This is a genomic window from Pseudomonas sp. SWI36 (assembly GCF_002948105.1).
Taxonomy (GTDB): domain Bacteria; phylum Pseudomonadota; class Gammaproteobacteria; order Pseudomonadales; family Pseudomonadaceae; genus Aquipseudomonas; species Aquipseudomonas alloputida.
Genome location: NZ_CP026675.1, coordinates 4,771,369 through 4,796,979 on the forward strand (window position 1 = coordinate 4,771,369; position 25,611 = coordinate 4,796,979).

Annotated in this window: 23 protein-coding genes and 1 pseudogene; 14 read left to right on the top strand and 10 right to left on the bottom strand. The window is 55.0% G+C overall.

The window, feature by feature from the left end:
• Positions 1–7: 7 nt before the first annotated feature.
• Complete coding sequence (locus C4Q27_RS22850) at positions 8–1,435, bottom strand: APC family permease (RefSeq protein ID WP_103469128.1); 1,428 nt, start codon at positions 1,433–1,435, stop codon at positions 8–10.
• 292 nt (positions 1,436–1,727) lie between these two features.
• Between C4Q27_RS22850 and C4Q27_RS22855 the strand changes: the two genes are divergently transcribed.
• Positions 1,728–2,783: an AraC family transcriptional regulator gene (locus C4Q27_RS22855; RefSeq protein ID WP_103469127.1), complete on the top strand. Its 1,056-nt coding sequence runs from the start codon at positions 1,728–1,730 to the stop codon at positions 2,781–2,783.
• An 11-nt stretch (positions 2,784–2,794) separates the two neighbouring features.
• Here the strand turns inward: C4Q27_RS22855 and C4Q27_RS22860 are convergent, their stop codons facing one another.
• From C4Q27_RS22860 to C4Q27_RS22870, 3 genes are read right to left on the bottom strand one after another with little or no spacing between them, the layout of a single operon-like run.
• Positions 2,795–4,567, bottom strand: a complete 1,773-nt coding sequence (locus C4Q27_RS22860) for an FUSC family protein (RefSeq protein ID WP_103469126.1) — start codon at positions 4,565–4,567, stop codon at positions 2,795–2,797.
• Entirely contained in the window at positions 4,564–5,445 is an 882-nt protein-coding gene (locus C4Q27_RS22865) for an HlyD family secretion protein (RefSeq protein ID WP_103469125.1), read from the bottom strand. Before C4Q27_RS22865 ends, C4Q27_RS22860 begins: the two co-directional genes overlap by 4 nt.
• Entirely contained in the window at positions 5,442–5,651 is a 210-nt protein-coding gene (locus tag C4Q27_RS22870; RefSeq protein WP_103469124.1) for a DUF1656 domain-containing protein, read from the bottom strand. Before C4Q27_RS22870 ends, C4Q27_RS22865 begins: the two co-directional genes overlap by 4 nt.
• Positions 5,652–5,746: 95 nt before the next feature.
• On the opposite strand from C4Q27_RS22870, the gene C4Q27_RS22875 reads away from it, so the two are divergent.
• Entirely contained in the window at positions 5,747–6,520 is a 774-nt protein-coding gene (locus C4Q27_RS22875; protein WP_103469123.1) for an IclR family transcriptional regulator, read from the top strand.
• Between the two features lie 109 nt (positions 6,521–6,629).
• Here the strand turns inward: C4Q27_RS22875 and C4Q27_RS22880 are convergent, their stop codons facing one another.
• The gene (locus C4Q27_RS22880) at positions 6,630–6,962 is read right to left on the bottom strand and encodes a heme-binding protein (protein ID WP_103469122.1); all 333 of its coding nucleotides are present in this window, start codon (positions 6,960–6,962) and stop codon (positions 6,630–6,632) included.
• A gap of 102 nt (positions 6,963–7,064) precedes the next feature.
• Here C4Q27_RS22880 and C4Q27_RS22885 point away from each other — a divergent pair, with 102 nt between their 5' ends.
• The 5 genes from C4Q27_RS22885 to C4Q27_RS22905 all read left to right on the top strand — a co-directional run bounded on the left by C4Q27_RS22885 (position 7,065) and on the right by C4Q27_RS22905 (position 13,606).
• Positions 7,065–8,093: a LacI family DNA-binding transcriptional regulator gene (locus C4Q27_RS22885; RefSeq protein WP_103469121.1), complete on the top strand. Its 1,029-nt coding sequence runs from the start codon at positions 7,065–7,067 to the stop codon at positions 8,091–8,093.
• A 241-nt stretch (positions 8,094–8,334) separates the two neighbouring features.
• Positions 8,335–9,057, top strand: coding sequence for a gluconate 2-dehydrogenase subunit 3 family protein (locus tag C4Q27_RS22890; protein ID WP_103469120.1), 723 nt, complete (start codon positions 8,335–8,337; stop codon positions 9,055–9,057).
• 17 nt (positions 9,058–9,074) lie between these two features.
• Positions 9,075–10,841, top strand: coding sequence for a GMC family oxidoreductase (locus C4Q27_RS22895; RefSeq protein WP_103469119.1), 1,767 nt, complete (start codon positions 9,075–9,077; stop codon positions 10,839–10,841).
• An 8-nt stretch (positions 10,842–10,849) separates the two neighbouring features.
• Positions 10,850–12,169 carry a cytochrome c gene (locus C4Q27_RS22900; RefSeq protein ID WP_103469118.1) on the top strand — a complete coding sequence of 440 codons (1,320 nt, stop codon included), beginning with the start codon at positions 10,850–10,852 and terminating at the stop codon, positions 12,167–12,169.
• 111 nt (positions 12,170–12,280) lie between these two features.
• The gene (locus C4Q27_RS22905) at positions 12,281–13,606 is read left to right on the top strand and encodes a carbohydrate porin (RefSeq protein ID WP_232099759.1); all 1,326 of its coding nucleotides are present in this window, start codon (positions 12,281–12,283) and stop codon (positions 13,604–13,606) included.
• Between the two features lie 295 nt (positions 13,607–13,901).
• Here the strand turns inward: C4Q27_RS22905 and C4Q27_RS22910 are convergent.
• The 3 genes and pseudogenes from C4Q27_RS22910 to C4Q27_RS22920 form a co-directional block, all read right to left on the bottom strand.
• Positions 13,902–15,362 (bottom strand): annotated as a pseudogene (locus C4Q27_RS22910) (IS66 family transposase); the annotation flags it as partial.
• Positions 15,363–15,419: 57 nt separating this feature from the next.
• Positions 15,420–15,752, bottom strand: a complete 333-nt coding sequence (gene tnpB / locus C4Q27_RS22915) for an IS66 family insertion sequence element accessory protein TnpB (protein WP_146050472.1) — start codon at positions 15,750–15,752, stop codon at positions 15,420–15,422.
• Entirely contained in the window at positions 15,749–16,069 is a 321-nt protein-coding gene (locus C4Q27_RS22920) for a transposase (RefSeq protein WP_103469116.1), read from the bottom strand. The genes tnpB and C4Q27_RS22920 overlap by 4 nt, the downstream gene beginning before the upstream one ends.
• Positions 16,070–16,413: 344 nt before the next feature.
• Between C4Q27_RS22920 and C4Q27_RS22925 the strand changes: the two genes are divergently transcribed.
• From C4Q27_RS22925 to C4Q27_RS22935, 3 genes are all read left to right on the top strand, one after another.
• Positions 16,414–17,316: a type 1 glutamine amidotransferase gene (locus C4Q27_RS22925; protein WP_103469115.1), complete on the top strand. Its 903-nt coding sequence runs from the start codon at positions 16,414–16,416 to the stop codon at positions 17,314–17,316.
• 94 nt (positions 17,317–17,410) lie between these two features.
• Entirely contained in the window at positions 17,411–18,793 is a 1,383-nt protein-coding gene (locus C4Q27_RS22930) for an aldehyde dehydrogenase family protein (protein ID WP_103469114.1), read from the top strand.
• Positions 18,790–19,566 (top strand): N-formylglutamate amidohydrolase, encoded by a 777-nt coding sequence (locus tag C4Q27_RS22935; RefSeq protein WP_103469113.1) that lies wholly within the window; start codon positions 18,790–18,792, stop codon positions 19,564–19,566. Before C4Q27_RS22930 ends, C4Q27_RS22935 begins: the two co-directional genes overlap by 4 nt.
• 84 nt (positions 19,567–19,650) lie before the next feature.
• Here the strand turns inward: C4Q27_RS22935 and C4Q27_RS22940 are convergent, their stop codons facing one another.
• Both C4Q27_RS22940 and C4Q27_RS22945 read right to left on the bottom strand, forming a co-directional pair.
• A complete protein-coding gene (locus tag C4Q27_RS22940) occupies positions 19,651–20,196 on the bottom strand; it encodes a helix-turn-helix domain-containing protein (RefSeq protein WP_104887395.1) in 546 nt (181 codons plus the stop codon).
• Between the two features lie 328 nt (positions 20,197–20,524).
• Positions 20,525–21,277 carry an SDR family NAD(P)-dependent oxidoreductase gene (locus C4Q27_RS22945; RefSeq protein WP_103469473.1) on the bottom strand — a complete coding sequence of 251 codons (753 nt, stop codon included), beginning with the start codon at positions 21,275–21,277 and terminating at the stop codon, positions 20,525–20,527.
• Positions 21,278–21,636: 359 nt separating this feature from the next.
• Between C4Q27_RS22945 and C4Q27_RS22950 the strand changes: the two genes are divergently transcribed.
• The 4 genes from C4Q27_RS22950 to C4Q27_RS22965 all read left to right on the top strand — a co-directional run bounded on the left by C4Q27_RS22950 (position 21,637) and on the right by C4Q27_RS22965 (position 25,606).
• Entirely contained in the window at positions 21,637–22,620 is a 984-nt protein-coding gene (locus C4Q27_RS22950) for an NAD(P)/FAD-dependent oxidoreductase (RefSeq protein WP_103469111.1), read from the top strand.
• Positions 22,621–22,941, top strand: a complete 321-nt coding sequence (locus tag C4Q27_RS30090) for a ferredoxin family protein (RefSeq protein WP_103469110.1) — start codon at positions 22,621–22,623, stop codon at positions 22,939–22,941.
• A 62-nt stretch (positions 22,942–23,003) separates the two neighbouring features.
• Complete coding sequence (locus C4Q27_RS22960) at positions 23,004–24,383, top strand: glutamine synthetase family protein (RefSeq protein ID WP_103469109.1); 1,380 nt, start codon at positions 23,004–23,006, stop codon at positions 24,381–24,383.
• A gap of 62 nt (positions 24,384–24,445) precedes the next feature.
• The gene (locus C4Q27_RS22965) at positions 24,446–25,606 is read left to right on the top strand and encodes a cytochrome P450 (protein ID WP_103469108.1); all 1,161 of its coding nucleotides are present in this window, start codon (positions 24,446–24,448) and stop codon (positions 25,604–25,606) included.
• Positions 25,607–25,611 lie beyond the last annotated feature (5 nt).

Genomic DNA, 25,611 nt, shown 5'->3' on the forward strand with positions numbered 1-25,611 from the left:
GACTGGGTTACGCCAACTGGCGCAGTGCCTCGTAGCGAACGGGATGTCGGGTTCGGAAACGCTCCGCTACCCAGAAGCCAAAGGCGAAGGTGGCCAGGAGAAACGAGACGACAAAGATCGAAACCGTTTTTGCACTATCGCCACCTATGAGATCGGGCAAGTTGGAAACGGCGACCCAAAGGCATCCCAGGATGCCCAGCAGACCTGCTGAAGGCGCGATGAGGGTCTTCCAGACTTGCCCCCGAACCTGCTCCCGCCGGAAGAACACCACCACCGCCGCGCAGGTCAGAGAGAGGATGGCCATATAGCCAAGTGTTCCGGCCATGGCACCCCATGCATAGATCTGGCTTGCCGGGTCAGCACCTATGGCTATCAGTAGGGCAAAGGCGATGACGCTGAAGAGTGACAGTACGATTGACGAAACGTGTGGGGAGCCATGCTCCGGGTGGACGCTGGAAAAACGGTCATTCAGTACACCGAACCTTCCAAGGGTGTACTTGTAGCGCACTACGATGTTGTGTAGTGACAGAGCACAGGCGAACAGGCTGGTGATCAGCAGCACATGCATCACGTCCATGAAGAGGACGCCGAAGTAGTGCTCGGTGACTGCGAGGTACATATCAGCACCGTGTGCCTCAGAGAACGCTGTGATGTTGTCCTTGCCGATAGAGCTGACCGCACACCACATTGAAATCACATAGAATGCTCCAACCAGAAGCACCGCTGTGTAGGTGGCTCGCGGGATTGTACGGTCGGGGTCTTTAGCTTCCTCTCGGTAGATGACGGTGGACTCAAAACCGATGAAACTGAAAATGGCGAACAGAATTCCCAGTCCTGGGGAGCCCGAGATGATGTTGTCGAGATGGAAGGATGCGCTCTCCAGACCGGTAGGGCCTTTATCGAGGATTACTGCGATATCAACCAGGATGACGACGGCGATCTCCAACACCAAGGCGATACCGAGGAACTTAGAGCTCAGTTCAATATCTCGATAACCTAGGCAAGCGATGACGCCAACCGCCATGAGGGAGTAAACCCACCAAGGTACTGATACTCCCAAGAAGTCGTTCACAACGGCGGCGGACGTGTAGCCGATATAGCCCTGCAGCGCGACAAGGATGAGGGCATAGGAAACCACGGCGAGGGTCGCCGAACCCAAGCCTACTGAGCGTCCCAGACCTTTTTGAATAAAGGCATAAAACGCCCCCGCATTGGAGATGTACTTGGACATCGCAACGAAGCCTACCGTGAAGAGAAACATGATCACGGTTGCGATGAATGCATCCACCGGAGCGGCGATGCCGTTACCCAGCGACACCATCAGCGGTGTGTTGGCGACCATCACGGTCAAGGGGGCTGCGGTGGCCACGACCATCATCACGATGGGGGTGACGCCAAGCGACCCCTTTAATTTTTGCTTCTCAACCTCTCCCATGGGAGCCTCCTCAATCTTTAGCTATCAGGTCATGAGTGCATGGACAGAGGCTGGATGCCTGCCACGACGCTGATGTCAGTATCGAGAAATCCCCTCCAGTAAAACTTGTTTTGATATGACAACTCGTTGTCTTCAGTCCACAAGCCAATGAACCGAAATAGCGCATCGAGCACGGGGATGGTGCGCTTTTGTCCCCTCGATATTCCCGGAGCCTTGTCCGGTTGGGCTTACGTGGGGTGGTATACGAGTTGCATAGTCAGGAATGCTTGGCTCTGTAACGATGGAGGTCTGAATGTACCGATCCACTGCTCAAGATTCCTCAAGACCCGCGACCGTGATGGGGGCTGTGGTTTCTGGATTCGCGTCTTTCCTGCGCCTTCAGGGCGCAGAGGCTGAAGACATATTCGAGCGCTCTGCGATAAATCCGGACGTGCTTGGTGACCCTAATCAACCCATTTCGCTGCCGGCCTTTCTCAAGGCTGTTGATACGGCGGCGACGTTAACGGAGAACGATAATTTCGGTCTCTGGCTGGGTAATCAGTACCGTCCCGAGTACCTGGGGTTATGGGGATATGTTGGGCTTTCGTCTGCAACACTCGGTGATGCCTTATTGAACATGAGCCGATTTTTCCCCGAGTTTCAGAGCCGTAGTTTTTTCAAGGTCAATCATTTCCAGGGCAAAGTTCGCCTGGAGTATGGGTTGTTGGACAGCACTATCATCAGTCGCCGCCACGATGCTGAGATGACGCTTGGGAACGTCTTCAATGTGATGCGTAGGGCTTTAGGTGAGCGCTGGGCACCCTTGGAGGTTCACTTCAGTCATGCTAGGCCGGAGTGCTGGCAGGATCACCAGAAGGCTTTTCGGACAGACGTGCGATTCGAACAGTCGTCGAATGCGATCATCCTCAATGCTTCTGATCTCTCCCGAGCGATGCCTGGGGCTGACCCGCAACTGCTTTTGATCGCACAGCAGAGTTTTGGTGTACTGCGGGTCGCAGGCTCAGTTCGGCTAACGACAGCCGAGCGAGTACGCTCTGAGATCATCGATTCGATTCCAGGAGGAGTGCCGCGTATTGAGCAAGTTGCTGACCGATTGGGGATTCCCGTGTGGACGCTGACTCGTCAACTCAAGGATGAAGGGCAAACTTTTTCGGGCTTGTTCGACTCGGTACGCAAGGAGATGGCCTACTACTACCTCGAAAAGACTGCGATCAACATATCGAAGCTCGCCGAGCTTCTTGGATATACAGAGACGTCTAGTTTCACCCATGCGTTTAATCGTTGGACTGGTGAATCGCCGAAACGCTGGAGGGATCAAGCTCGCTACGCCGAATCCTTAGGGGAATAGCAGGTATCAGCTCACTCTTCTTCAGTCCTACGCCTCGAGTGAATGTGGCCTCTTTCCAACAGGGAAAATCCGAGAGCTGTGAGCTCCTGCCCTTGCGATGACGCCGGCTCATAGGCACTGAGATAAGAAAGCCTTTCCCCTGCTCGTCGATTCAGCCAGGAGCGGGATTTACCCATCGACTGCATCACCCTGAGATCCCTTTCCAATGTTTTCACCACTCGCCGTTGTAGCCAAAGCCCCTTTGGCGGGCCTACTAGCGAGAATCCAACAAAAAGTAGTCCCAGGCCAGCTACGATACCTAAGTCGGTAGTTAGGGACTGATCCACCGCGAACGTCATGTAATTACTCGGCTGTATGGTTACCGCAAAGGTAAGGCAGAAGCCAAGACCATAGGGTGTCAGAGCAGGTGAGGTCATTGCCATAAGGCCTAGGAAAAGTGGCCCGGCCAGAACCACCATCAGCGCTAGGAAATGATTCGGGCCCTGGGCAAGCAGTGGCAGCACTATCAAAACGACAATAGGCACCGCTAATGCCACTCCGACGATAAGTCTCCGCACGATCAACGTCGGCGCTGGAGCTGCAGCGAACATTTGCGAAAAGAGCGTTGGAAGAACCATCATCATGATCAGTGTAGCAGGCCCATCCGACGATACCCAAAGCGTCGCCGCTGCCATGAAAACAAGGCTATTCCGAGTCGCTGATCTTGCAGCCGCGTGCCAATCACGATGACGCTTCAAGCGTTTACCTGGATGAGAGCACGGCTCGCCATTGGGAGAGGATTGAGTAGCTTCGAGTATGCTCAGCAGTGCACCGGTGAATGCTTGAAATGCATCGTTTAGACCGGCGTCAAGCCACTCCTCAGCAACAACCTGCATTTTCTCTAGTAGCGTTCTCAGCCCAATAGTTTGGCTGTTGGAATCAAGCTCAGAAACTCTGGTCAGTTCTTTCGCAAATAACTCGGTGATGTCTGTGAAGGCCTGGCTGGTAGCGCCATCCTGCTCACTGAGCAAACGCTGAACTGTGTGGCCACTGGCCGCTAGCGTGAGCGCGTTTTGGCACATCCGCAGTGCCCTTGGTACGCTGTTCGCCAGTTCATACCTGCCTGCGTTTGAATCATCATTTATCTGCGTAACCAAGCTGATTATTTCAGTGCGCTCCTTATGAAGCGTCGCTTGATCTTCAGGGGTATGAACGAGCGTTTGGGCGTACCCTAAGCATGCCAGATGCAGACGACGGGCGTGGCCGGTAAGCAGTGCTTCAACCTTGAAGGGAAAGAAAAAAACACTGGCTAATGTCGCGCAGCTCGCCCCAACAAGTACCTCTGTCAGGCGTGCCCGAACCACCAGAAAAATCGACTCACTGGTCGTGATGGTGGGGTCGGCCATGGCAAACATCACGATAAGGACGGCGGTTACGGATACTAGAGCCGTGCCAAAGATGAAATTTACGTGGCGCTCCGTTGAGGCAACTGCAGATGTGATCGCAACACAAACGGTCAACGCGCCGATCGCAAGGCTGGGATATGGCAATAGGTTGTTCAGGATGAGCACAGCAACACAAGCTCCGAGGGTTGAGCCGATCACTAGGCACATAGCCTTCTCGATCACTAACCCTGTCTCAGGCCGAGCCTGCAACATCATCGACGCAACCATGGCCCAAAACGGCTTGTCGAGATCCAAGCTCATCGACACAGCGAGTGCCAATGTGACTGCTGACAGCCCTTTGGCTGCAAAGAGGACGCTGCGCAGGCTGGGTTGCAAGTAATGAGTCAGGATCGCTTTCATAAGTTCACGACTCGCGAAAGCGATGGCGAAAGCTTCACCGAAGCGTTCATCCCGGCGCTTAATCGTGTCCCATCGGGAACTGAATCGAGTTTGATATCGACAGGAATACGCTGTGCCAGTCTCACCCAGTTAAAGGCCTGCTGCACTTGGGGTAATAGCATCGGATCAGCTTGCGTATTCGAGTTCGCTACCCCTTTTGCGATGCTTATCACGTGCCCCTTAAGCGGCTTACCTTCGCTCATCAACCTCACATCAGCAGCATCCCCCTCGCTGATGCCGGGCAATTTAGTTTCTTCAAAATAGGCGGTGACGTAAAACGAGCCGTCTTTGATTAGAGAAAATGCTGGGCCGCCCTGAGTAACGTAGTTCCCCTCTTGCAGTTTGACGTTTGTGATAGTTCCGTCAGCAGGGGCTGTCACTCGTGTGCGGGCAAGGTTGATCCGAGCTGTCTCCCATTGTGCTTTGCTAATCTCATAGGCGGATTTCGCTATCAAAACTTGTGATCGTGCATTGTCTAGATCCTCCGCACTGATGGCGTTGATCTTAGCGAGAGGGACACGCCGTCGTTCTTGAACTCGAGCAAGTTCCCAAGCATGCTTGGAGTGTTCCATCTTGGCCTTTGCTTCATCCAGGGTGGCTTGATAACGAGCCTCATCGATTTCAAAAAGCACATCGCCTGTCTTCACCATTTGGTTATCTCTCACATGGAGCTTGGTGACCCAACCCGCGACGTCCGGTGCAACGATCACCACATCAGCTCTCACTCTGCCATCGCGTGTCCAAGGTGACTGGCGATAGTGATTCCATACCCACGCCCCCGAAAAAACGGTTGCCGTTGCAATCAATAGCGTCATGGTGACTCGCAATGCGCCGTTCATTTCAGATCCCCGTCCAGGAATGCCACTGTTGCTGCGACGTAGCAGACGAATAGCGAAAGCCCCAGCCATGAACGCCTGAGCGTCCAGTGTTTGAGCAGTGTGTGAGGAACCAGCAACTGGGTGATCACCGTTAACCCGCCCGCGATGAGGGCGCATAACACCATCGGGCTGACCAGGAGGCCGGCAACTGAAAATTCTCGAAGCATGCATCACTCTCAGGGCGTGTACCACAATACGGTAACTGTATCGTCAATTGCCTCGTACCGCAATGTGGTACAGTGCTCGAAAATTGGAGGTGCCGATGGACGTAGTCAATCAACAAGGCGGAAACGAAGAGAAAGGCGGCGGAATTCAGGTCATCGCTCGAGCTGCCAAGATCATGTATTTACTAGGGAAAAAACCTGATGGTCTGAGCCTTGGGGATATTGCTCAGGAGGTAGGGCTACCTCGCTCGACTGTGCAACGGATCGTCGGTGCGCTTGAAGAGGAGGGAATGATTCGAAGTGAGGGTATTGGCGGGATTCGCCTGGGTGCAGGCCTCTTGAGACTCGTTACCTACGCTCACGCAGATCGAATCACTGTCCTTCGACCATGGTTACATCGGCTAAGCGAAGCAGTTGACGAGACCGTTGTGTTATCGAGGCCCAATGGATTGCAGCTGGTGATTGAGCATCGAGTTGTAGCTGACCGAGAGCTGCTAGTGATGCCCCGGTTAGGCCAACTGGATAAGCCGCTTTATGGTACGTCTGCTGGTCGGGCGATTATGGCCTTGTATAGCGACGAAGAGTTAGGTGTCTTGTTTCAAGGCCAGGGCAGCAGGGAACCTGACTCGGGTTCGGTTGCGAAAATCTTCAAGCAAGTGGGCCTAATTCGAGATACTGGCGTGTCATGTGACCACGGCGAGCTAATGGAAGGGATTACCACGACTGCCGTTGCCCTAGACACAGTGTTGGGTCGGTTCGCTATTTCCATGCCTATCCCGACCTTCCGTTTTGAAAAAAATCGGGAAATTTACATCCGGGAATTGCTTCACTGTAAAGCTGGAGTGAGCAAAGAAATCGCCTGCACGGGGTGACCAGCGCTTGCAGTGGCTGAGTCACCCAGTCACTTTAAGTTTTTTTAGAACTCCCGTAACCAGCGGAGCTTGGGTAAGTGTGCTTCCGTTAGGCGTGGTACAGCTCGTTCTAGCCGAAGGCCATCCGCATGATCGTCGTCTGCCACAACAGCGGCCCCAGCCAGGCCCTTGACGCCGAGTTGGCCTTCTTGATCACCGCCTCGATGTAGCCTGGGGCGGCACCGTCCATGCGCTTGAAGGCCGGCCGGTAACCATTGGCGTCGGTCACCGCGATGCACTGGTATGCCTGGGCGTCGCCGGGCGGGGGCAGTTGGGAATACGTGATGTTGCTGATGGTGGTGTTTGCCGGGGTAATGGTGATTGGGGACGGCAAGTTCTCGCTGGATGGCTGGTTGTTGCGTCGGGGCTGGATGTCGCGTCGGTTGATGTGGCTGGCATTCAACGCTAACGGCGCAAGTCTGCGCGGGTAGGAGTGGAAAGCGGAGTAGGCGAAACTTTAGCAGGCATGGCAGACTCCGCACCTTTGGTTACTGGATGTTTCTAGGTGGACAAGATTGACCGTCGCCAAGGCATGGCTGATGTCGCCCAATTGGCCGGCGTCAGCCTGAGTACCGTCGACCGTGTGTTGAACGAGCGTGGCAGCGTTTCCGACAGCAAACGTCGCAAGGTGCTGCAGGCAGCCCAGGCGCTGGGGCTCAAACGCCTGCTGCCTTCTGCGCTGCATGGCTTGCTGCGCTTCGACTTGCTGCTGGTAGACAGCGCCACCGATCATTACCGGCGCCTGGCGGCTGCCTTTGTCAAACAGGCGCAGATGCACCGCTCGCGGCTGGTGCTGCAGCGCCATGTCTGGCAGGAACGCGATCCTCAGCAACTGCTGGATCTCATCAACCAGCCCAGGGTGCCGCGCCAGGGGTTGATCGTGGTTGCCCAGGACACCCCACAGGTGCGTGAAGCCCTTAGTGCGCAGGTCGCTGCCGGCGTGCCGGTGATACTGGTAACCAGCAGCCTGCCCGGGCTGGAAGGGGTGATCTACGCGGGGATCGACAACCATGTCGCCGGCCGCGCTGCCGGGCGGCTGATGAGCCAATGGGTTGCCCCGACCCATGGCCGTGTGCTGCTGGTCACCAACTCATTGCTCTATCGCGCCCATCAGCAGCGTGTACAGGGCTTTCTCGAGGTCATGGCCGAGCGGGCGCCGCAAGTCGAGGTGCTCGGCCCGGTGGAGTGCTTCGACGACAACCAGCTCAATGCCGCAACGATCAGCGAGTATCTGGCTCAGGATGCTGGGGTGGTCGGGCTGTACACCACCGGCAGCGGCTCGACGGGTGTGCACCAGGCGCTGTCCGGCCATGCCGGGCGGCTGGTCTGGATCAGCCATGAGGCGACTGCGCAGCATGCCGACATGCTCCGCGCAGGGCTGCTGTCGCTGGTGCTCGATCAGGACCCTGAAGGGCAGGCCGAAGCCGCCATCCAGCAACTGCTGTACGCCAACGGTGACTTGGACGCACCGCCACAGGTGTGGCCGCAGCTGCGTATGGTGATCGACGAGACCCTCCCGCCTGCCACGTGTTGAAGCTATTTTGACGTAAACACGTCAACGCTTCGATGGCGCGGCGTTATGTCGCGCCATAGACTGGCCCCGCTGTGATCGGCAGGTTGCCAGGTTCACTCCCCAGTACACCGCGTTTTTCGTTCATCCGCCCAGATCCCCATCGCCCCTGACGAGCCTGTCTGTGCTCGCCGTGTGCCTTTGCGCGCCCGAAATTCCGCGACCTGCCGCACGGATCCCCGTGATTGTCGATAAGGAGAACTCCATGAAACGTAGGGACGCCTTGCGTTCAATGGGTGCGTTGTTCGCCGCCGCTGGCCTGGCCAAGGTCGGCGCAGTGGAACTCAAGTCGGTGCCGCCGGAAACCGGTCTGAACCGCGAAATGCTGCCATCGCCGGTGATGAGCGGCGGCCAGGGCAATGTGTTCAAAGGCCAGGCCCGTGCCACCCTGACTGCCGTGTTCGACCGCCTGATTCCCCATGACGAGCTTGGTGCTTCGGCCAGCGAAGCCGGCTGCGTGGATTACCTCGACGCGCAGATGAGCGGCCCCTATGGCGAGTCGAAGGACCTGTATCTGGAGCGCCCGCTGCAGGCCGACGAGTCTGCGCTGATGGGCCTGACCATCAGCCTGCGCAGCCGCCGCGACTACACCCTGGCCGGCCTTGCGTTCATCGACCAGCACGCCCGCCAGCTGCACGGCCGCGCCTTCGCCGAACTCGACGGCGAGCAGATGGACGCTATTTTGCGCCAGCTGGACGAAGGCCGCCTGGACTGGGAAGGCGCCGGCAGCGGCAGCCGCCTGTTCGAATTCCTGCTGCTGAGCGTGCGCGAAGGTTACTTCGCCGACCCGCTCTACGGCGGCAACCGCGGCATGGTCGGCTGGAAGCTGGTGGGCTTCCCCGGCGCTCGCTACGACTACCGCCAGTACATCGATCGTCGCGGGCAGGACCTGGGCCTGACGCCCATCAGCCTGATCCCGGTGAGCTGAGGCCAGAGGAAACCAACATGGCAATTACACGTAAAAAAGCTGACGTAGTCATCGTCGGCCTGGGTTGGGCTGGCTCGCTGATGGCCGAAGAACTGACCCGCGCCGGGCTGGAAGTGGTGGCGATCGACCGCGGCCCGTGGCTCGACACTTCCACCGACACCCCGCCTGCCGTCGACCCCGACGAGCTGCGCTGGACCATCCGCCGCGAGCTGCTGCTGCAGCCGGGCGATTACACCCTGACGTTCCGCAACCACTCCGGCCAGACCGCGGTGCCGACCCGCGAGCTGAAAGCCTTCCAGATGGGCAAGTCGGTGGGCGGTGCGGGCTTCCACTGGGCCGGCATGGCCTGGCGCTTCTCCGAGTGGGACTTCCGTGTGCGCTCGGCCACCCTAGAGCGTTATGGCGCGAGCAAGCTCAAGGGCCTGGAACAGGTACAGGACTGGGGCATCACCTACGCGGATCTTGAGCCGTTCTACGATCGCTTCGAACGCATCGCCGGCATCTCCGGCATTGCCGGCAACCTGAACGGTGAGATCCGCCCCGGCGGCAACCCGTTCGAAGGGCCGCGCAGCCGCGAATTCCCGACGCCTGCGCTGAAGGATTCGCGGCTGATGCAGATGTACCGTGACAGCACCGCGCAGATGGGCCTGCACCCGTTCTACATCCCGGTAGCTCACGTTGGCGCGGCCTACGTCAACCCGCTGGGCGTGAGCATGGCGCCGTGCACCTACTGCGGCTACTGCATGTTCCATGGCTGCGGCAACTACTCCAAGTCTTCGCCCCAGGCCTGCGTGATCCCGGCACTGATGCGGCGCAAGAACTTCACCCTGATCACCCAGGGTTATGTGACGAAAATCCACAAGGCCGAAGACGGCAAGACCGCCACCGGCGTCAGTTACTTCGACGAGCAGGGCCGCGAGGTCATTCAGCCTGCCGATATCGTCGCACTGTGCTCGTTCACCTACGACAACGCCCGCCTGATGCTGCTCAGCGACATCGGCAAGCAGTACGATCCGGTCAGCCAGACCGGCACCATCGGCCGCGCCTACAACTACCAGACTTGCGCAGGCGCCCACGTGTGGTTCGAGGACGAGACTCTCAACCCGTTCATCGGTGCCGGCGGCCTGGGCATCCAGGTGGACGACTACAACGGCGACAACTTCGACCACAGCCAGCTCGACTTCATCGGCGGTGCCGGCTTGCTCACCGTTTCCCGCGAGGGCATGCCGATCGGCCGGGCAGGGCTGTTGCCTCCGGGCAGCCCGCGTTGGGGCAAGGGCTTCAAGCAGACCTACAAAGACAACTACCAGAACTACGGGATCATCTTCGGCCAGGGCACCTCGATGCCGGCCCGCGATGCCTACCTGTCGCTGGACCCCAACTACAAGGATCGCTGGGGCACGCCGCTGCTGCGCATGACCTTCGACTGGAACCAGAACGACCGCAACATGGCCCGCTTCATCGAGCAGCGCGCCGTCGACATCGGCAAGAAGATGGGTGCCAAGCACGTGCACACCTTCAACTCGGCCGCCAAGGCGTGGAGCCCGTACGACGAGAACTCCAACCACACCCAGGGCGGCATGGTCATGGGCGAAGACCCGCGTACCAGTGCGGTCAACACCTACCTGCAGAGCTGGGACGCGCACAACGTGTTCGTGGTCGGCGCTTCGGCGTTCCCCACTAACGCCGGCTACAACCCCACCAGCACCGTGGGCGCCTTGGCCATCCGTACGGCGCGGGCGATCCATGAGAAGTACCAGCACAACCCCGGTTCCCTGGTGTGAGGCCTGTCATGATCAACAAGAAAACCGCCCTGATCGGCGGCGGCGTGGTGGCCCTGGCCGGCGCCGTGATGCTCGGCCTGGTGATCCAGGCCAACTCCACCGCGCGCTCGCAGGTGGCCGATGACAGTGTGCGCCTGAGCGACTTCAAGTCCACTGACGCGGCACTGATCAAGCAGGGCGAGTATGTGATGCGCGGCGCCGACTGCGCGGCCTGTCACACGGCCAAAAGCGGCGACTTTGCCGGTGGCTACGTGATCGGCACGCCGTTCGGTGACATCCAGTCGTCGAACATCACCCCCGATCGTGAAACCGGCATCGGCAATTACACCCAGCGCGACTTCTTCAATGCCGTGCGTCAAGGGCAGGGCCGCCATGGCCTGTTGTTCCCGGCCATGCCGTACACCGACTACACGCGCATGAGCGACGATGACCTGCGCGCATTGTGGGCGTTCTTCAGCACGCTCGAGCCGAAGGCGCACAAGGTCGACGAACTGGTCGGCATGAACTTCCCGTTCAACCAGCGCCTGTTGATGGCGGGCTGGAACTGGATGTTCTTCGACAACAAGTCGTATGTCCTGGACCCGGCGCAAAGCCCCGAGTGGAACCGTGGCCGCTATCTGGTCGATGGCGCTGGCCACTGCGCCGCCTGCCACAGCCCACGCAACGCCCTGGGCGGGCCAATCGCTGCCCAGGCGCTTCAAGGTGACCTCCTCGGCACCTGGTTCGCGCCGAACATCACCAACGACCCGCACCAGGGCTTGGGCGACAGCAGTGTCGAGCAGATCGTCGACTACCTGAAGACCGGCAGCGACGGCGTTGCCGTGGCCAGCGGGCCGATGGCCGAAGCGATCGAGAACTCCACCCAGCACCTGACCGACCAGGACCTGCGCGCCATTGCGGTGTACCTCAAATCGTTGCCCGGCAACCCGCAGCCAGCACCGGCAGCGCTGGCCGGTAATGATGCCCGTATGCAGCGTGGTGGCCAGGGTTACGAGGTGCATTGTTCGGCCTGCCACGGCACGGCGGGCGAGGGTGTGAGCCACATGATCACCGGATTCGCCGGCAACAAGGCGATCCTCGCGGACAACACCGACACGTTGACCAGCGTGGTGCTGGGCGGAGCGCGGGCGGTGCATACCCATACCTACGTCACCGGTGCGGGGATGCCGGCGTTCGACTGGAAGCTCAGCGACGTCGAAATTGCCGACATTCTCACCTTTGCACGCAACAGCTGGGGCAACAGTGCGCCGGCAGTGACGGCGGAGGAGGTGGCGGAGATGCGCAAGCAGCTCGACTTGCCGCAGCAGATGCGCGCCAGCGTTCAGTAAATACCAGGTCCGGCCCTATCGCCGGCAAGCCGGCTCCTCCAGATCTTGTAGGAGCCGGCTTGCCGGCGATAGGGCCCTGACAGGCACCACACCAATAACAAAGAGAACATGATGTTTACTTTCAAATACCGCGTACTGCTGGTCGCCATGGCTTGCGCTCAAACGGCCCACGCCGCCGATCCCTTCGCCAGCGATTCCCCCTGGGCCCTGGGCGACTGGAACGGCACCCGCACCACCCTGGCCGAAAAAGGCATCGACTTCGAATTCGCCTACGTCGGCGAATTCGGCGCCAACCTCGGCGGCGGCTACAACAAGGACCGCAGCGCCAGCTACAGCGACCAGTACTCGCTCGGCGCCAGCTTCGACCTGCAGAAGCTGCTCGGCTGGCACGACGCCCGCTTTCAGCTGACCGTGGCTGACCGCAACGGCGACAACATCTCCAACGACCGCGTCGGTGACCCGCGTGTCGGCACCCTGAGCTCGTCCCAGGAAGTCTGGGGGCGTGGCTCGCACTGGCGCATGACCCAGCTGTACTACCAGCAGGCGTTCTTCGACCGACGCCTGGACATCAAGGCTGGCCGCTTCGGCGAAGGCGAGGACTTCAACAGCTTTGACTGCAACTTCCAGAACCTGACCTTCTGCGGCTCGCAGGTCGGCAACTGGGGTGGCATCTGGTACAACTGGCCGATCACCCAATGGGCGCTGCGGATCAAGTACCAGCTCACCCCCGAGCTGTTCGCGCAAATCGGTGCGTATGAACAGAACCCGTCCAACACCCAGAACGACAACGGCTTCAAACTCAGTGGTAGCGGCACCGAAGGTGCGGTACTGCCGGTGGAACTGGTGTGGCAGCCGCGTATCGGCGGCCTGCCGGGTGAGTACCGCGCCGGCTATTACTACAGCACCTCCGATGCCAAGGATGTGCTCAAAGATAGCAACGGTCAGCCGGCCGTGATCAGTGGCGCGGCTTATCGCAGTGCCTCGAGCAAGCACGGGTTGTGGCTGGGCGCAATGCAGCAGGTTACTCGTGAGGCAAGCGATGCGTCACGCGGATTGAGCCTGTTCGCCATGGCCACGGTGCATGACAAGAAGACCAGCAAGGTCGACCACTATGTGTCGGTAGGCGCGGTGTACAAGGGGTTGTTCGCGGCACGGCCGCAGGATGACATCGGCCTTGCAGTGTCCGAGGTGCATGTGAACCCGGCGTACCGCAAGAATGCGGCGCTGACCAATTCGGCCAATGGTATCGAGGATTACGATGACCCGGCTTACCTGCCGGTCCAGCAAATCGAGTACAACGCCGAGCTCAACTACGGTATTCACCTGGCCGAGTGGCTGACGGTGAGGCCGAACCTGCAATTCGTCCGGCACCCAGGCGGGGTGAGGCAGGTGGACGATGCCTGGGTCGGTGGGTTGAAGGTACAGGCGACATTCTGATTTCCATCATCACGTGCTGAAGGCGCAGGACAGAGGTAAGCTTTGCCCGTCAGCCTTTCTACAACAACTGCTGGGCGCCGGCCGTGGCCTAGGCGCGTAGGCTTGCCAGATCCAGTCCAATCAACTGGCCTGTGCACTTGACGATGCGGCCGTCCGCGATGACGGTATCGACATCGGCAGGGCTTGCCGACTGGACGATGCATGCCAACGAGTCGTTCACCGGAAACATCCGCAGCCTGCGGCTGTCGACAAGCGGCAGGTCGGCTCGCTTGCCTACAGTGATCGAACCCGTTTGTCTGCCACTGTCCAGCCGCGTCAGCACATCCTTGAGATAGGCATACGGATCATGCCCATTCATACGCGCTGTTTGGATCAGGCTCATGATTGCAGCTGCCCATTTAGCACTGCGCAGCGACCCGGCAAACAGCCGGTTCGAGCGTCCAAGTGCCCATGGCAGCATCTGATTCTCGACCTGATTGTTGTCGATGGGCACAGCCCCATCGCCCAGGTAGCGCGTCAGCGCTACCCAGCGTTTCAGACTGTAATCGAAGGCTTTCGCCGTAGCTGATCCGCTGGGCACCAGGTCGCGCTGGGCCAACATCCAGTCATGCAGTTTGTTGATTATCGGTGCCGCCATTTCCTGCCGTATTCGCCAACGGTCATCATCACTCATGTCTCGCGCTTGGAGTTCGATCTCGTACAAACCGCTGATCGAGTGCAGCGCCTGTTCGGCCAACTGGCTTTTGTTCGCCACGTGCAGATCGAAAAACCTGCGACGGGCGTGGGCCATGCAACCGATTTCAGTGATGCCTTGCTCAAAACCAGCTTTGTAGCCTGCGAAGTCATCGCAGACCAACTTACCGTTCCAGTTGCCTAGGAAGTTACGCGCATGTTCGCCAGCACGGCTTGGGCTGAAGTCGTAAACCACCGCTTTTAGCGCCGAAAATGGCGTAGTGCTGTAGGCCCAGACGTAGGCCCGGTGCGTTTTCTTCTCGCCTGGCGCAAGCATTTGCACCGGTGTTTCATCGGCTTGAATCACGCCCTGGTTCAGCATGGCTTCACTCAGTGCATCGACCAGCGGCTGGAGCCGCACGCCGGTTTGCCCAACCCGCTGCGCCAAGGTCGAACGAGCTATTACCAGCCCGGCACGGCCAAAGATTTTCTCCTGCCGGTACAGCGGCAAGTGATCGGCAAACTTGGCCACCATTACGTGGGCCAGCAAGCCTGCGGTCGGGATACCTTTGTCGATAACCTGCGCCAGCACCGGCGCTTGGAGCAGGGCTTCGCACTGGCGGCAAGCCCACTTACCACGCACGTGTTGCTCGACGGTAATCACGCCCGGCGTGTAATCCAGCTTCTCGCTGACGTCTTCGCCAATGCGCTGAAGTTGGCAGCCACAGGCGCACTGAGTGTTTACGGGTTCGTGACGAATCACGGTGCGCGGAAACTGCGGCGGCAATGGCGCACGTTTCAGGGATTGCCGTGGTTCGGCTTGTGGCGAAGCTGGAAGGAGCCGTTTCAGCTCTGCTTCGATAGCTGCAAGGTCTGTGTCGAGCAGATCATCCAGAAAGCTGCCTTGCGCTGGGCTGATCTACTCGCTGCGCTTGGCAAACTTGTGGCGTTTAAGAAGGGCGATTTCGTAAGTGAGTTGCTCGATGATGGTTTCATCGTTCTGGATCCTCCTGCTCATCGCCTCAACTTGGGACTGCAATTGCAACGCCTGTGCCGCCAAGTCACGAAACTGTTCCGGGGGCATCTGGTCGAGGTTGAGCGGGAAGGCCAACGACAAGCAGACAGGTCAAATGGCCGGCGATTAAAGCATGCTGATCACACCACCTAAGCCGACTCGCTGCCACGGCAACCGCAGTACCAGCGCCTGGGGTTGTTCACTGTCGAGTTCGACCTCGCAACCATGGCGAATGCCGGGCCAGTGAAACTTGCCTTGATTCAGTCGCCGCGCGGCAAGCCAGATACCCACGCCATTGTGTACCAGCACTTTCATCCGGTTGGCCCGGCGATTGGCGAAATAAGCGCAGTGCGGCTTCGCCGCACCGAACACCGCGATCACCCGGGCTAATGCGGTTTCGGTGCCAGCGCGCATATCCATCGGCTCGGTGGCCAGCCAGATCGCATCGATGCGGATCATTGGGCCACAGCCCGGATAAATTGCGCGCAGCCCTCAGGATCTGAGACTGGCCATTTCACCGTGATCAATTGCCCGGCGATGGGCAGTTCGATGACCACTGACACTTCGGCTGGCCGTTTAGGGGCGGTCTTCAGCGGGACGAATGCTGGTAGCGAGGTTGTCGCGGGCTGATCTCGATAGAGCGGCATCCATTTGCGGATGACGTTGGCATTGATGCCGTGGCTGATGGCGACACTGGACTCAGTTGCGCCAGGTTGCAGACATTCCTGAACGACCTGGGCCTTGAATGGTTTGGGATAAGAGCTTCGTTGGCGCATGGAAATCCTGGCGATTACGGGTAATCGCGTCCGCTTAAAAATATGCGGACACCATCGCCCTTAACGCAGGAGTTCGGAAGGTGAGTTCGCCGGATGCTTACCAGCTACGGGCTGCATTCCAGCTCCTTCATGTAAACACCGGTTTACAAAAGCCAGCCTTTCAGTGTGGTTGCTTCGTTGCCCGACCGGCAGCTCCTACGGATGTGTTGACTTTTGATCGCGTGTTTCGTATAAGGAAACACGAGGTATTTTTGGATACGCCGGCGACGCGAGAAGTTACAGGTGCCGCTGGCGGTGAAGCTGGATATTGATGAGTGGTGTACGACCACACAGAAGGTATCGGAATGAAAATCCTTGTGGCTGAAGGGAATGTGCAGTTCGCTCGTGAGTGGTACCGATCGATAACGGGAGAGACGCAAGGCGAGCAGTACGCTTCAGTGATCAAATCACTGAGCTCAAATATTCAGGTAGACATCTTGAATCTACCGGATAGCGATCAAAACTCGCTGCTCGACTTTGATAGGTATGAGGGTATCGTACTAACTGGTTCATCATTGAATGTATATAACCAATCTCCCGAAGTGGAACGCCAAATAAAATTTGCGCGTCGTGCCTTTGATTCGCAGGTTCCGTTTTTCGGATCTTGTTGGGGGCTTCAAGTGGCTAACGTGGCTGCTGGCGGCGAAGTAGAACTGAATCATCGCGGGCCAGAAGTAGGAGTCGCTCGCAGAGTATCTCTCACAGATTTAGGCGCTCAACATCCTATGCATAAAGGGCGTAAAACTTCCTTTGATGCTTTAGCAATTCATTCGGATCATGTCACACGCCAGGCCGAAGGCATGAGTGTTACGGCTACTAACGAGATTAGCGAAGTTCAGGCGGCGGAAATTTTATATAAAAATGGCTGCTTTTGGGGTGCGCAGTTTCACCCAGAGTACAGTTTAAATACTCTGGCAGATGTATTGGGTATGTACGATCAAACGCTGATATCAAATAGAAATTTATTTTTGGGTGGGAAAGAATTCAAGGGCTACATTGAGGCGCTGCGAGTTCTGCACAAAGACTCTAGTCGTCAAGATATTGCGTGGCAGTTAGGTTTAGATGGTGACATTCAAGACGATTTTAGTCGAAGCTGTGAAATCAGAAATTGGCTTGAAACCAAGGTGGGGGCCCCAGTAAGGCAAAAAAGTGATAGATCTGTATTATTCAATTACAGCTATCTAGTAACAGCTACATTGCCGTATTGAGTGCTCGCTCGGTGAGAGTCTACGGCCTCGCTAAGCGCGTTGATGGATGTCTACGATTTTCAATGTACAAACAAAAACAAAATGAGGAAATCCTATGTCTAGTTACAAAATCGTTTCGCCTATCGATGGAATGCCTTTTCTGTCAGGTAACACTGCTAATGACACCGAGGTAGCTGCAGCCTTAAATTCGGCAGAGGAAGCATTCCAGTCTTGGCGATTCTCCTCCAAGCGCGAACGAGCAGACCTGGTAATTGCGCTGGCAGATGAGCTGATTCGGCGGTCGGATGAGCTGGCCAAGGCTGTATGTGTATCGATCGGGCGGCCAGCCGGTCAAGCTAACGAAGCGCCTAGATTTAAGAATGTGACTTTGGCGCAGATCGAGGCTCTTGAAGAACTCTTGGACGAGCGATACCCAAGTGACGAGCAAGTGACCCGATTCGTGAGACGGTATGGACAAGGCGTACATCTTTCGATTGCCCCCTGGAACTATCCTGTAGGATTGTTACCTTGGTTGATCGTAACGCCAATCTTGGGTGGCAATACAGTTATCTTGAAGCATGCTGCTCAAACGACTCAAGTAGGGCGTATAGTCAGAGAGGCCTATAAAGCTATTAATGGACCGGCTGGCGTTCTGCAGGTTCTCGAACTTGAACATCGCCAAGTCGATAGCATCATCAAGTCCGGGCGAGCGAAAGGAGTTAACTTTATTGGCTCTGTTAGCGGTGGGCTTTCAGTTCATGCTGCAGCTGCAGGAACACTGACTCATGTCCATCTGGAATTGGGTGGCAAGGATCCGGCTTATGTTCGTAAGGACGCAGATATTGAGCTTGCTGTGGCTGAGCTAGCGGATGGTTGTTTCTCAAATGCAGGCCAGTCATGCTGTTCGGTTGAGCGGATCTATGTGGATAGCAATATTCAAAACGATTTCATCGAGTGTTTCCGCAACGAAATGCTCAAATATCAGATCGGAAACCCAAATGACGCCAGAGCAACTGTCGGACCTGTTGTAAAAGCTTCGGCGGCTGAGTTTATCAAAAATCAGATTAAACAAGCAGTGCAGATGGGCGCTGCATCTTTTGAGAGCCCCATGCTTGACCTGGATGTAGCAGACCAATCTGCTTACGTGCGGCCGACTCTCCTTACGGGTGTCACTTCTCACATGGAAGTAATGCGAGAGGAAACATTTGGTCCAATCGCTTGCGTTCAAGTCGTTGCCAATGATGACGAAGCTATTCGTCTCATGAACGACAGTCAGTTTGGCTTGACGGCTGGAATCTGGACGCGTGATCAGGAAAGTGGATTGCGCATTGCTGATAAAGTTGACGCAGGAACAGTGTTTGTAAACCGTTGCGATCATGCAGACCTTTATTTGCCTTGGGGCGGGCTGAAAAACTCGGGTATCGGACGAGGAAATGGTAAAGAGGGGCTGTTAGGAGTGATGGATGCTAAGTCTTTCCACGTGAGAAAGCTGTCATGAGTATTGATGCTTTAGAGCCCAACATACTCGCGCGCTATGTTGATGCTGCGGTAGAAATAATTCCAGGAGGCGCAAATGCGGAAATTGTCCTGATCTGCGAACACGGTGGTAGCGCGGTACCGTCTGCTTGGAATAACTTAGGTTTGCCTGAGGCTTTATTTGCCACGCATTATGGACAAGATTTAGGTTCGAAAGAACTGACGCTGAGTGTTGCCAGGCGATTAGGCGCGACTGCAGTTGTTGCAAATTATTCACGCTTGTATTTGGATTACAATAGGAAGTTTGATGATCCCGACTGCATTAGGTTAGATGTGGGCGGCATCCCGATTCCGGCTAACATAAATATAACTGAGCGTGATAGAAAGCTTCGTGAAGATATCGCGCGCAGGCCTTTAGAGCGCGCGATTGCAAGTTGGATGGAGGGCACTTTATCAAAGGCTAAAGTAGCCGTTTCCATTCATTCATTCACGCCGGTCTGGTATAATAAATTTCGCTCGTGCGAAGTTGGCGTGATGTGGCGTGATAGTGAAGCATTCCCTGCTAATCTACTCCAAAAAATCGCAGAGCAGGATGTCTATCGTGTCGATGAAAACCAACCATATAGCTTCAAGGACAGTGATTGGTTTACGCTCGATCGGCATGGTTTATCAATCGGGGTCGCAAACGCGTACATTGAGGTGCGCAACGACCTAATTGATACGAAAGCCAAGTTGGAATCGATGTCTGCAGTACTTGCTAAAGCAATTATACGTTCCGCATCAGAGTTTAAGTAAGCTAACGCAATGTTGTCAGAAGCGGGGTCAATTTATTGATTCCGCTTTTTTTATTGTCAAGCACAAAACTCTCAGACGTCTGGATTAAACCATGCTATTGATCATTAGCACGTCCACGGTCCCTTCCGGGGCTACGTACGCATGGGGCTGCTCTGAGTCAAACAGAACGCTCTCACCCTCGTTCAAAATAATTGGGTCGTAATACTCGCTCAGCAGTTGGAGTTTACCTCTAATTACGAAAATGAACTCTTGACCTGGATGCTGACGCCAACCACCAACTTCTTCAAAAGATTTGGCGGTGATTGTGACCTTCCAGTAAAGATTGTGATACTCTTTGAAGTCGGCACAGAGGCTTTCAAGTCGCATGCCTTGAGTGGACTGTACTTCGGCGGAGTTGTTTCGAGTAATAGTACGCCTGCCGGTTGCTTTCGGTTTGCTTGATGATAGAAAATTCGATGCAGGGACTTTGAGAATGTCGGCAATCCGAAGTGCGACGCTTACGGTAAGCTTAGTTTTACCTGTCTCAATTTTGGACATTTGCGAAGCTGAAATACCGAGTTCTCGAGCCAATGAACGAAGGCTCATGCCTCGCAGGTTACGCTGTTCACGGATCTGGTTGACAATAGACACCTTAATGTTCCTACTCAATTATGCCTAGCGAAAATCGCTGAAATGTGAGCTTTATAGCACAGGATTTCCTAAATCTACAAATTATTCCATTTAGGAAACTCGATTGTCGCCCCATGCGTCAAGCATCGAATGCAGCGGGCAAATTGCATCGAAACGGTGCAGGCTAGAGGGGAGGTGTGGATTACTGAACAGTGACCGAGCAGTCATACTCAAATGCTAACGTATTGATAAAAAATAAAATTTTTTAAATTAAAATGTTACAAAAAGACGGGGGCTGCTTCAGCCCCCGCCCAGTCAATCCGCGCCTTGACGGCCGAACAAGTACCTTTTAATACTTGAGCATAAGACCGCCATCGACAATCAAGTCTGTGCCAGTGATGTAAGCCGATGCGTCAGATAGCAAGAACATAGCTGCATTCGCCATGTCGGCGGCTTCACCGACCCTACCCATGGGGACATAGTCAGCTGCGTTCTTGAGCTTCTCAGGTGAATCCCAGCGTGCCTGCATAGGGGTATGGGTGATACCTGGATAAATAGTATTGGAGCGAATCCCTTCAGCGGCTAACTGCATTGCAATTGATTTGGAGATCGCTGGGATACCAGCTTTAGAGGCTGCATATGCGTCTTGAGGAGCGGTGTCGCCACGCAAGCATTGGACAGTGGAGAAGTGCACCATTGAGCCGCCGCCTGATTTCCGCATGTAGGGAACAGTCGCTCGGATCGTATGCACCAGGGTTTTCAAATCGATGTCCATGACCTGATCCCAGACATCCAAATCGATATCAAGCAGCGACACATCCTTACCGAACCACAGTACACCTGCGACGTTGGCCAGGTAATCAATGCGGCCGAATCGATGATAAGCATTTTCAACTGCTTCGTTGACGAAGCGTGGGTCGGTCAAGTCGCCTTTTGCAAACAGGACCTTGTCAAAGCTGGCCAGCTCTTCAGGCATGTCTTTGACGTCAATTGCTAGTACCGAGGCGCCTGCCTCGAGCATTTTTTTTGACAGAGCCAAACCCATACCGCCACCTGCTCCAGTCACAACTGCCACTTTGCCAAAGAAATCGTAGTTAACCATGTCCACTCCCGCTTGATTGTTGTTCTGCATTCACAAGCTCAGATGATCCAGGGATGCCGGAGTTGAGCTATTGGTGTTTCCAGTGTGGAAACATGTTTCTTTTTATAGAACCTGGTGTGTTCTGTCAACACGCGCTTTGCGGAGCAATGGGTCAGTAGAAACGGTCGATACCATGCGCAAATGAGAGGTATTCGCATGGGGATTGCTGTGCTAGAGCTGGCAAAAATACGGCGATGTGGGCTAACTGACTGATTATTGGAGGGAAAAAAAATATGCTACAAAGCCGGCAAAAAAGTCTTGTCGTGAAACATGTTTCCAAATAGGATACACAAAACAACGACAAAAAGGGTGGCCGGATTATGAGCAACTCCAAGGAATTCGATCTAGTGATTGTGGGCGCGGGCCCGATTGGGTTGTATGCCGCCTACTACGCGGGTTTCAGGGGCCTTAAAACGGCCTTGTTCGACGGGTTGCCCCAGGTTGGTGGGCAGGTGGCAACCATGTACCCTGAAAAGCTGATCCATGATGTAGCGGGTTTCCCTGCCATCAAAGGCAGTGATTTCATTTCGAATCTGCTTGAGCAGTCGCGGCGGCAAGAATATGAACTGCATCTCGGTGAACTGGTTGTCGATCTGGTAGCGGAAGGTGATGGCTATGTACTCCAGACCGACCTCGGTGAGACTTACCATACAAAGGCAGTTGTACTTGCCGCCGGACTAGGAAAATGCACGCCGCGCTCTCTACCTGCATTGGAGGGTGTTCACTCTTCAAACGTAATGCATTTCATTTCAGAGCTCTCAGCGTTAGACAACAAACACGTAGTCATCGCGGGCGGTGGTGATAGTGCTGTCGACTGGGCAAATGCGGCGGCAGAAAGAGCTAAGTCAGTCACCGTTATACATCGTCGCGCACGCTTCCGAGCTCACGAGGCGAGTGTCAAGGAGATGTACAAAAAAGGTGTGCGAGTCATCGCCCCAGGCGAGGTTGTCGCTTACCACGAGGAGCAAGGACTCGAGTTCTTGGAAATCACGGGTGCTAACAATGAAAGTAAAGAAATTATTTCTTTTGACAAGTTTATTGTTGCGCTTGGGTTTCATTCGGATCTGGGCCCAATTGCTGAGTGGAAAATCAATATCGATGGTTTCAGGATTCCTGTTAAAGAGGATATGGAAACCAATATGCCACGCATATACGCTGTTGGCGATGTAAGTGAGTATCCAGGCAAGGTTCGGTTGATTGCTGTTGGGTTTGGAGAGGCAGCTATCGCTGTGAACCATGCTGCAGCTGCGATTTCTCCTGAAATGTCGGTTTTACCTGGCCATAGTACAAATGAGGTGAGCTAAATGCCTTATGTAATTACAGATGCTTGTATACAAAGTCGTGATCAAGCTTGCGTCGACGTATGTCCAGTAGATTGCATCTATGAAGCGAACAGCCGGCTATGGATTCAGCCGGACGAATGTACTGAATGCGGGGCTTGCGAGTCCGTATGTCCGGTAGAGGCAATTCACTACGTGGATATGTCGAGTGATAGTTCAGATCTGATTGAAGCTCGACAGTTCTTTGAAGAACCTCTACCTGGTAGAGGGGAAGTGATAGGTAGCCCGAAGGGGTCGCAAAAGATTGGAAAAATCCTGAGTGATCACCCAAGGCATCATGGTTGAGGTAGAAAACTAATAGCTGAGTTGTGCTAGTGCTCAGTCGGAATCTGAACAGGACATGCAAAATGAACAAAGACAACAATAAAGATCTCCTGAAAGTCCGTGAGTTTATTGAACGAAATAACATCGATACGATTCGGGTTGGAGCCGTTGATATTGATGGTGTCTGGCGAGGTAAGCAAGTTGGAGCTGAGTATTTTCTGGAACGAGTCGCCGTTACCGGAACTCAGGCTTCAAACGTATTGTTTGGATGGGATGTAACTGACACGTTGGTTGATGGCCTGTCTTATACAGGGTGGGACTCAGGCTATCCTGATATTTGTTTTATTCCAGACCTCAGTACCCTATCTCTTGTGCCTTGGCAGGCTAGAACTGCTTCAGTGATTTGTGATTTTTATACAACTGCCGGCAAGCCGTTATTTCTCTGCCCGCGGGGCATTTTAAAGCGTTCGATTGCTAAAGCAAAAAACATGGGCTACCAGTGCTTTGCGGCTTATGAGTTTGAGTTTTATCTAATTGAAGGCAGCGCTGATGATATTGCAGATAATAATTGGCAAAATATCGCGCCAGCCCGAAAAAGTGGGCACTGCTATAGTATGCTTCATTACTCGAGTTCTTCCGATGTCATGGGTGAAGTTCGCCAGTTTATGCGCGAAGCGGGCATACAGCTGGAGGCAACAAACAGCGAGCATGGACCAGGACAATACGAAGTCAACATCAAATATGGCGATGCACTCCAAGCAGCCGATGATGCGATTTTCGTGAAAAACGGCATCAAAGAGATTGCAGCTAAGCATGGCTTGGTTGCTACCTTCATGGCAAAGCCAAATGCAGAATGGGCAGGGTCTTCAGGCCATGTACATATGAGCCTGGCAGACGGTAACGGCGAGTCGCTGTTTGCAAACCCAGAAGATCCAGGCCAACTTTCGGCTCTTGGGAAGCATTTCTTGGCAGGCATGGTCAGCCATGCAAGAGAAATGTCCGCCATTTTTCTTCCCACCCTCAATTCTTATAAGCGTACTGCGGGTGCATCTTGGGCGGGCGGAAATGCTTCATGGGGGTTCGATAATCGAACCGTCTCACATCGCGCAATCACTTCTGCAGGTAGTGCAGCACGTGTCGAAAACCGCATTCCAGGAGCTGACACAAATCCGCACCTGGTGGTTGCGGCAATTCTTTTATCGGGTCTGGAAGGCATACAGAAACAGCTAAACCCGAATGAACCGATCCTAGGTAATGCTTATCACGTCAGCGCTGAGAAAGCAGATCCACTTGCGACTTCTCTGGAAGAGGCGGCGCGGCTCTTTAGTCAGAGCGAGACGGCACGTGAGATGTTTACCCCGGAATTTGTTGATCACTATGTACAAATGAAGAAATGGGAGCTCAGGCAGAACGCGGCGTTTATTACTGACTGGGAGCTTAAGCGGTATCTGAGCATTATTTAAGTTAGGAAATATCTGCCGTCGTCGATCTGGGCGGCGGCTAAAGAGTAGCGAGGAATGATGGGATGAGCGACGTAAATAAAATTGCTGAAAATTTTGATTTTCATGGCGAAGCACTAGACAATATTTTTGATACGTACGCAGCGTTGCGTAACGGTTGCCCAGTTGGACGCAGCAAGCACTATGGCGGTTTCTGGTTTTTGACCAAAAGTGACGATATCTTTGCCGCAGAGCAAGATCCTCAGGCATTCTCTGTTGCCCCGTCGATGATGGTCCCTTCCGTATCTGAAGGAATTCAGCTGCCTCCAATCGACATTGATCCGCCAGAACATACAGCCTATCGGCGAATCTTGCTGCCTTTGTTTACTCCACAAGAACTCAAAAAACTAGAGCAACCAATTCGAGATACTGCTCGAAGCTTGGCTGAAGAATTTGCTAAGAAAGGTAGCGGTGCTGACGCCTCGTATCAATATTCTCGACCATTGCCGACTATCATCTTTAGTCGTCTAGCTGGCTATCCAGAAAGTGACTGGCCAAAGTTCGATAAATGGGTCGATGACATTATTTATGAGCGGGTAGAAAAACCTGAAGTTGCTCAGCAAGCATGCAGAGATGTCTTTGCATACTTCGGGGACCTTCTCGATAAATGGGAAGATCCAGGTGAAAATCAGACCCTGATGGACTATCTCTGCAAGGCTAAGTTGGATGGGCGTCCACTGACCCGCGACGAACTTCTTCGCTATTGTTATCTGCTTTTCCTGGCAGGACTCGATACTACGGCATGGTCCATTCGAGCCGGTTTGTGGCACCTCGCAAATAACGTTGAGGATCAGCGCAAACTTCGTGAAAATCCCGAGTTGATCCCCATGGCCTGTGAAGAGTTTCTCCGTACATTGTCTCCAGTTCAAGTGATGGGGCGAACCTGCCTGAAGGACACCGTGATCAGAGGTCAAGAGATCAAGGAAGGTGACCGCGTCATGTTGGTCTTTGGCGCGGGCAATCGTGACGAAGAAATCTTCCCGGATCCAGACAAGATTGATATCGGGCGCCAAGAAAATCGTCATTTGGCTTTTGGCGGTGGTATCCATCGTTGCCTGGGTTCAAACCTGGGCCGTCGTGAGCTCGTTGTAGGGATCGAAGAGTTCCTGCGAGCCGTACCTGAGTTTCGCCCTGCAGACCCTAGTGAAAAATGGCATGGGGTCGGTCCGCTGAAACTCGCTTTTTGATGAGG

Coding starts and splice junctions, on each gene's coding strand:
- C4Q27_RS22850 (WP_103469128.1), bottom strand. CDS start 1,435: ATGGGAGAGGTTGAGAAGCAAAAATTAAAGGGGTCGCTTGGCGTCACC.
- C4Q27_RS22855 (WP_103469127.1), top strand. CDS start 1,728: ATGTACCGATCCACTGCTCAAGATTCCTCAAGACCCGCGACCGTGATG.
- C4Q27_RS22860 (WP_103469126.1), bottom strand. CDS start 4,567: ATGAAAGCGATCCTGACTCATTACTTGCAACCCAGCCTGCGCAGCGTC.
- C4Q27_RS22865 (WP_103469125.1), bottom strand. CDS start 5,445: ATGAACGGCGCATTGCGAGTCACCATGACGCTATTGATTGCAACGGCA.
- C4Q27_RS22870 (WP_103469124.1), bottom strand. CDS start 5,651: ATGCTTCGAGAATTTTCAGTTGCCGGCCTCCTGGTCAGCCCGATGGTG.
- C4Q27_RS22875 (WP_103469123.1), top strand. CDS start 5,747: ATGGACGTAGTCAATCAACAAGGCGGAAACGAAGAGAAAGGCGGCGGA.
- C4Q27_RS22890 (WP_103469120.1), top strand. CDS start 8,335: ATGAAACGTAGGGACGCCTTGCGTTCAATGGGTGCGTTGTTCGCCGCC.
- C4Q27_RS22895 (WP_103469119.1), top strand. CDS start 9,075: ATGGCAATTACACGTAAAAAAGCTGACGTAGTCATCGTCGGCCTGGGT.
- C4Q27_RS22900 (WP_103469118.1), top strand. CDS start 10,850: ATGATCAACAAGAAAACCGCCCTGATCGGCGGCGGCGTGGTGGCCCTG.
- C4Q27_RS22905 (WP_232099759.1), top strand. CDS start 12,281: ATGTTTACTTTCAAATACCGCGTACTGCTGGTCGCCATGGCTTGCGCT.
- tnpB (WP_146050472.1), bottom strand. CDS start 15,752: ATGATCCGCATCGATGCGATCTGGCTGGCCACCGAGCCGATGGATATG.
- C4Q27_RS22920 (WP_103469116.1), bottom strand. CDS start 16,069: ATGCGCCAACGAAGCTCTTATCCCAAACCATTCAAGGCCCAGGTCGTT.
- C4Q27_RS22925 (WP_103469115.1), top strand. CDS start 16,414: ATGAAAATCCTTGTGGCTGAAGGGAATGTGCAGTTCGCTCGTGAGTGG.
- C4Q27_RS22930 (WP_103469114.1), top strand. CDS start 17,411: ATGTCTAGTTACAAAATCGTTTCGCCTATCGATGGAATGCCTTTTCTG.
- C4Q27_RS22935 (WP_103469113.1), top strand. CDS start 18,790: ATGAGTATTGATGCTTTAGAGCCCAACATACTCGCGCGCTATGTTGAT.
- C4Q27_RS22945 (WP_103469473.1), bottom strand. CDS start 21,277: ATGGTTAACTACGATTTCTTTGGCAAAGTGGCAGTTGTGACTGGAGCA.
- C4Q27_RS22950 (WP_103469111.1), top strand. CDS start 21,637: ATGAGCAACTCCAAGGAATTCGATCTAGTGATTGTGGGCGCGGGCCCG.
- C4Q27_RS30090 (WP_103469110.1), top strand. CDS start 22,621: ATGCCTTATGTAATTACAGATGCTTGTATACAAAGTCGTGATCAAGCT.
- C4Q27_RS22960 (WP_103469109.1), top strand. CDS start 23,004: ATGAACAAAGACAACAATAAAGATCTCCTGAAAGTCCGTGAGTTTATT.
- C4Q27_RS22965 (WP_103469108.1), top strand. CDS start 24,446: ATGAGCGACGTAAATAAAATTGCTGAAAATTTTGATTTTCATGGCGAA.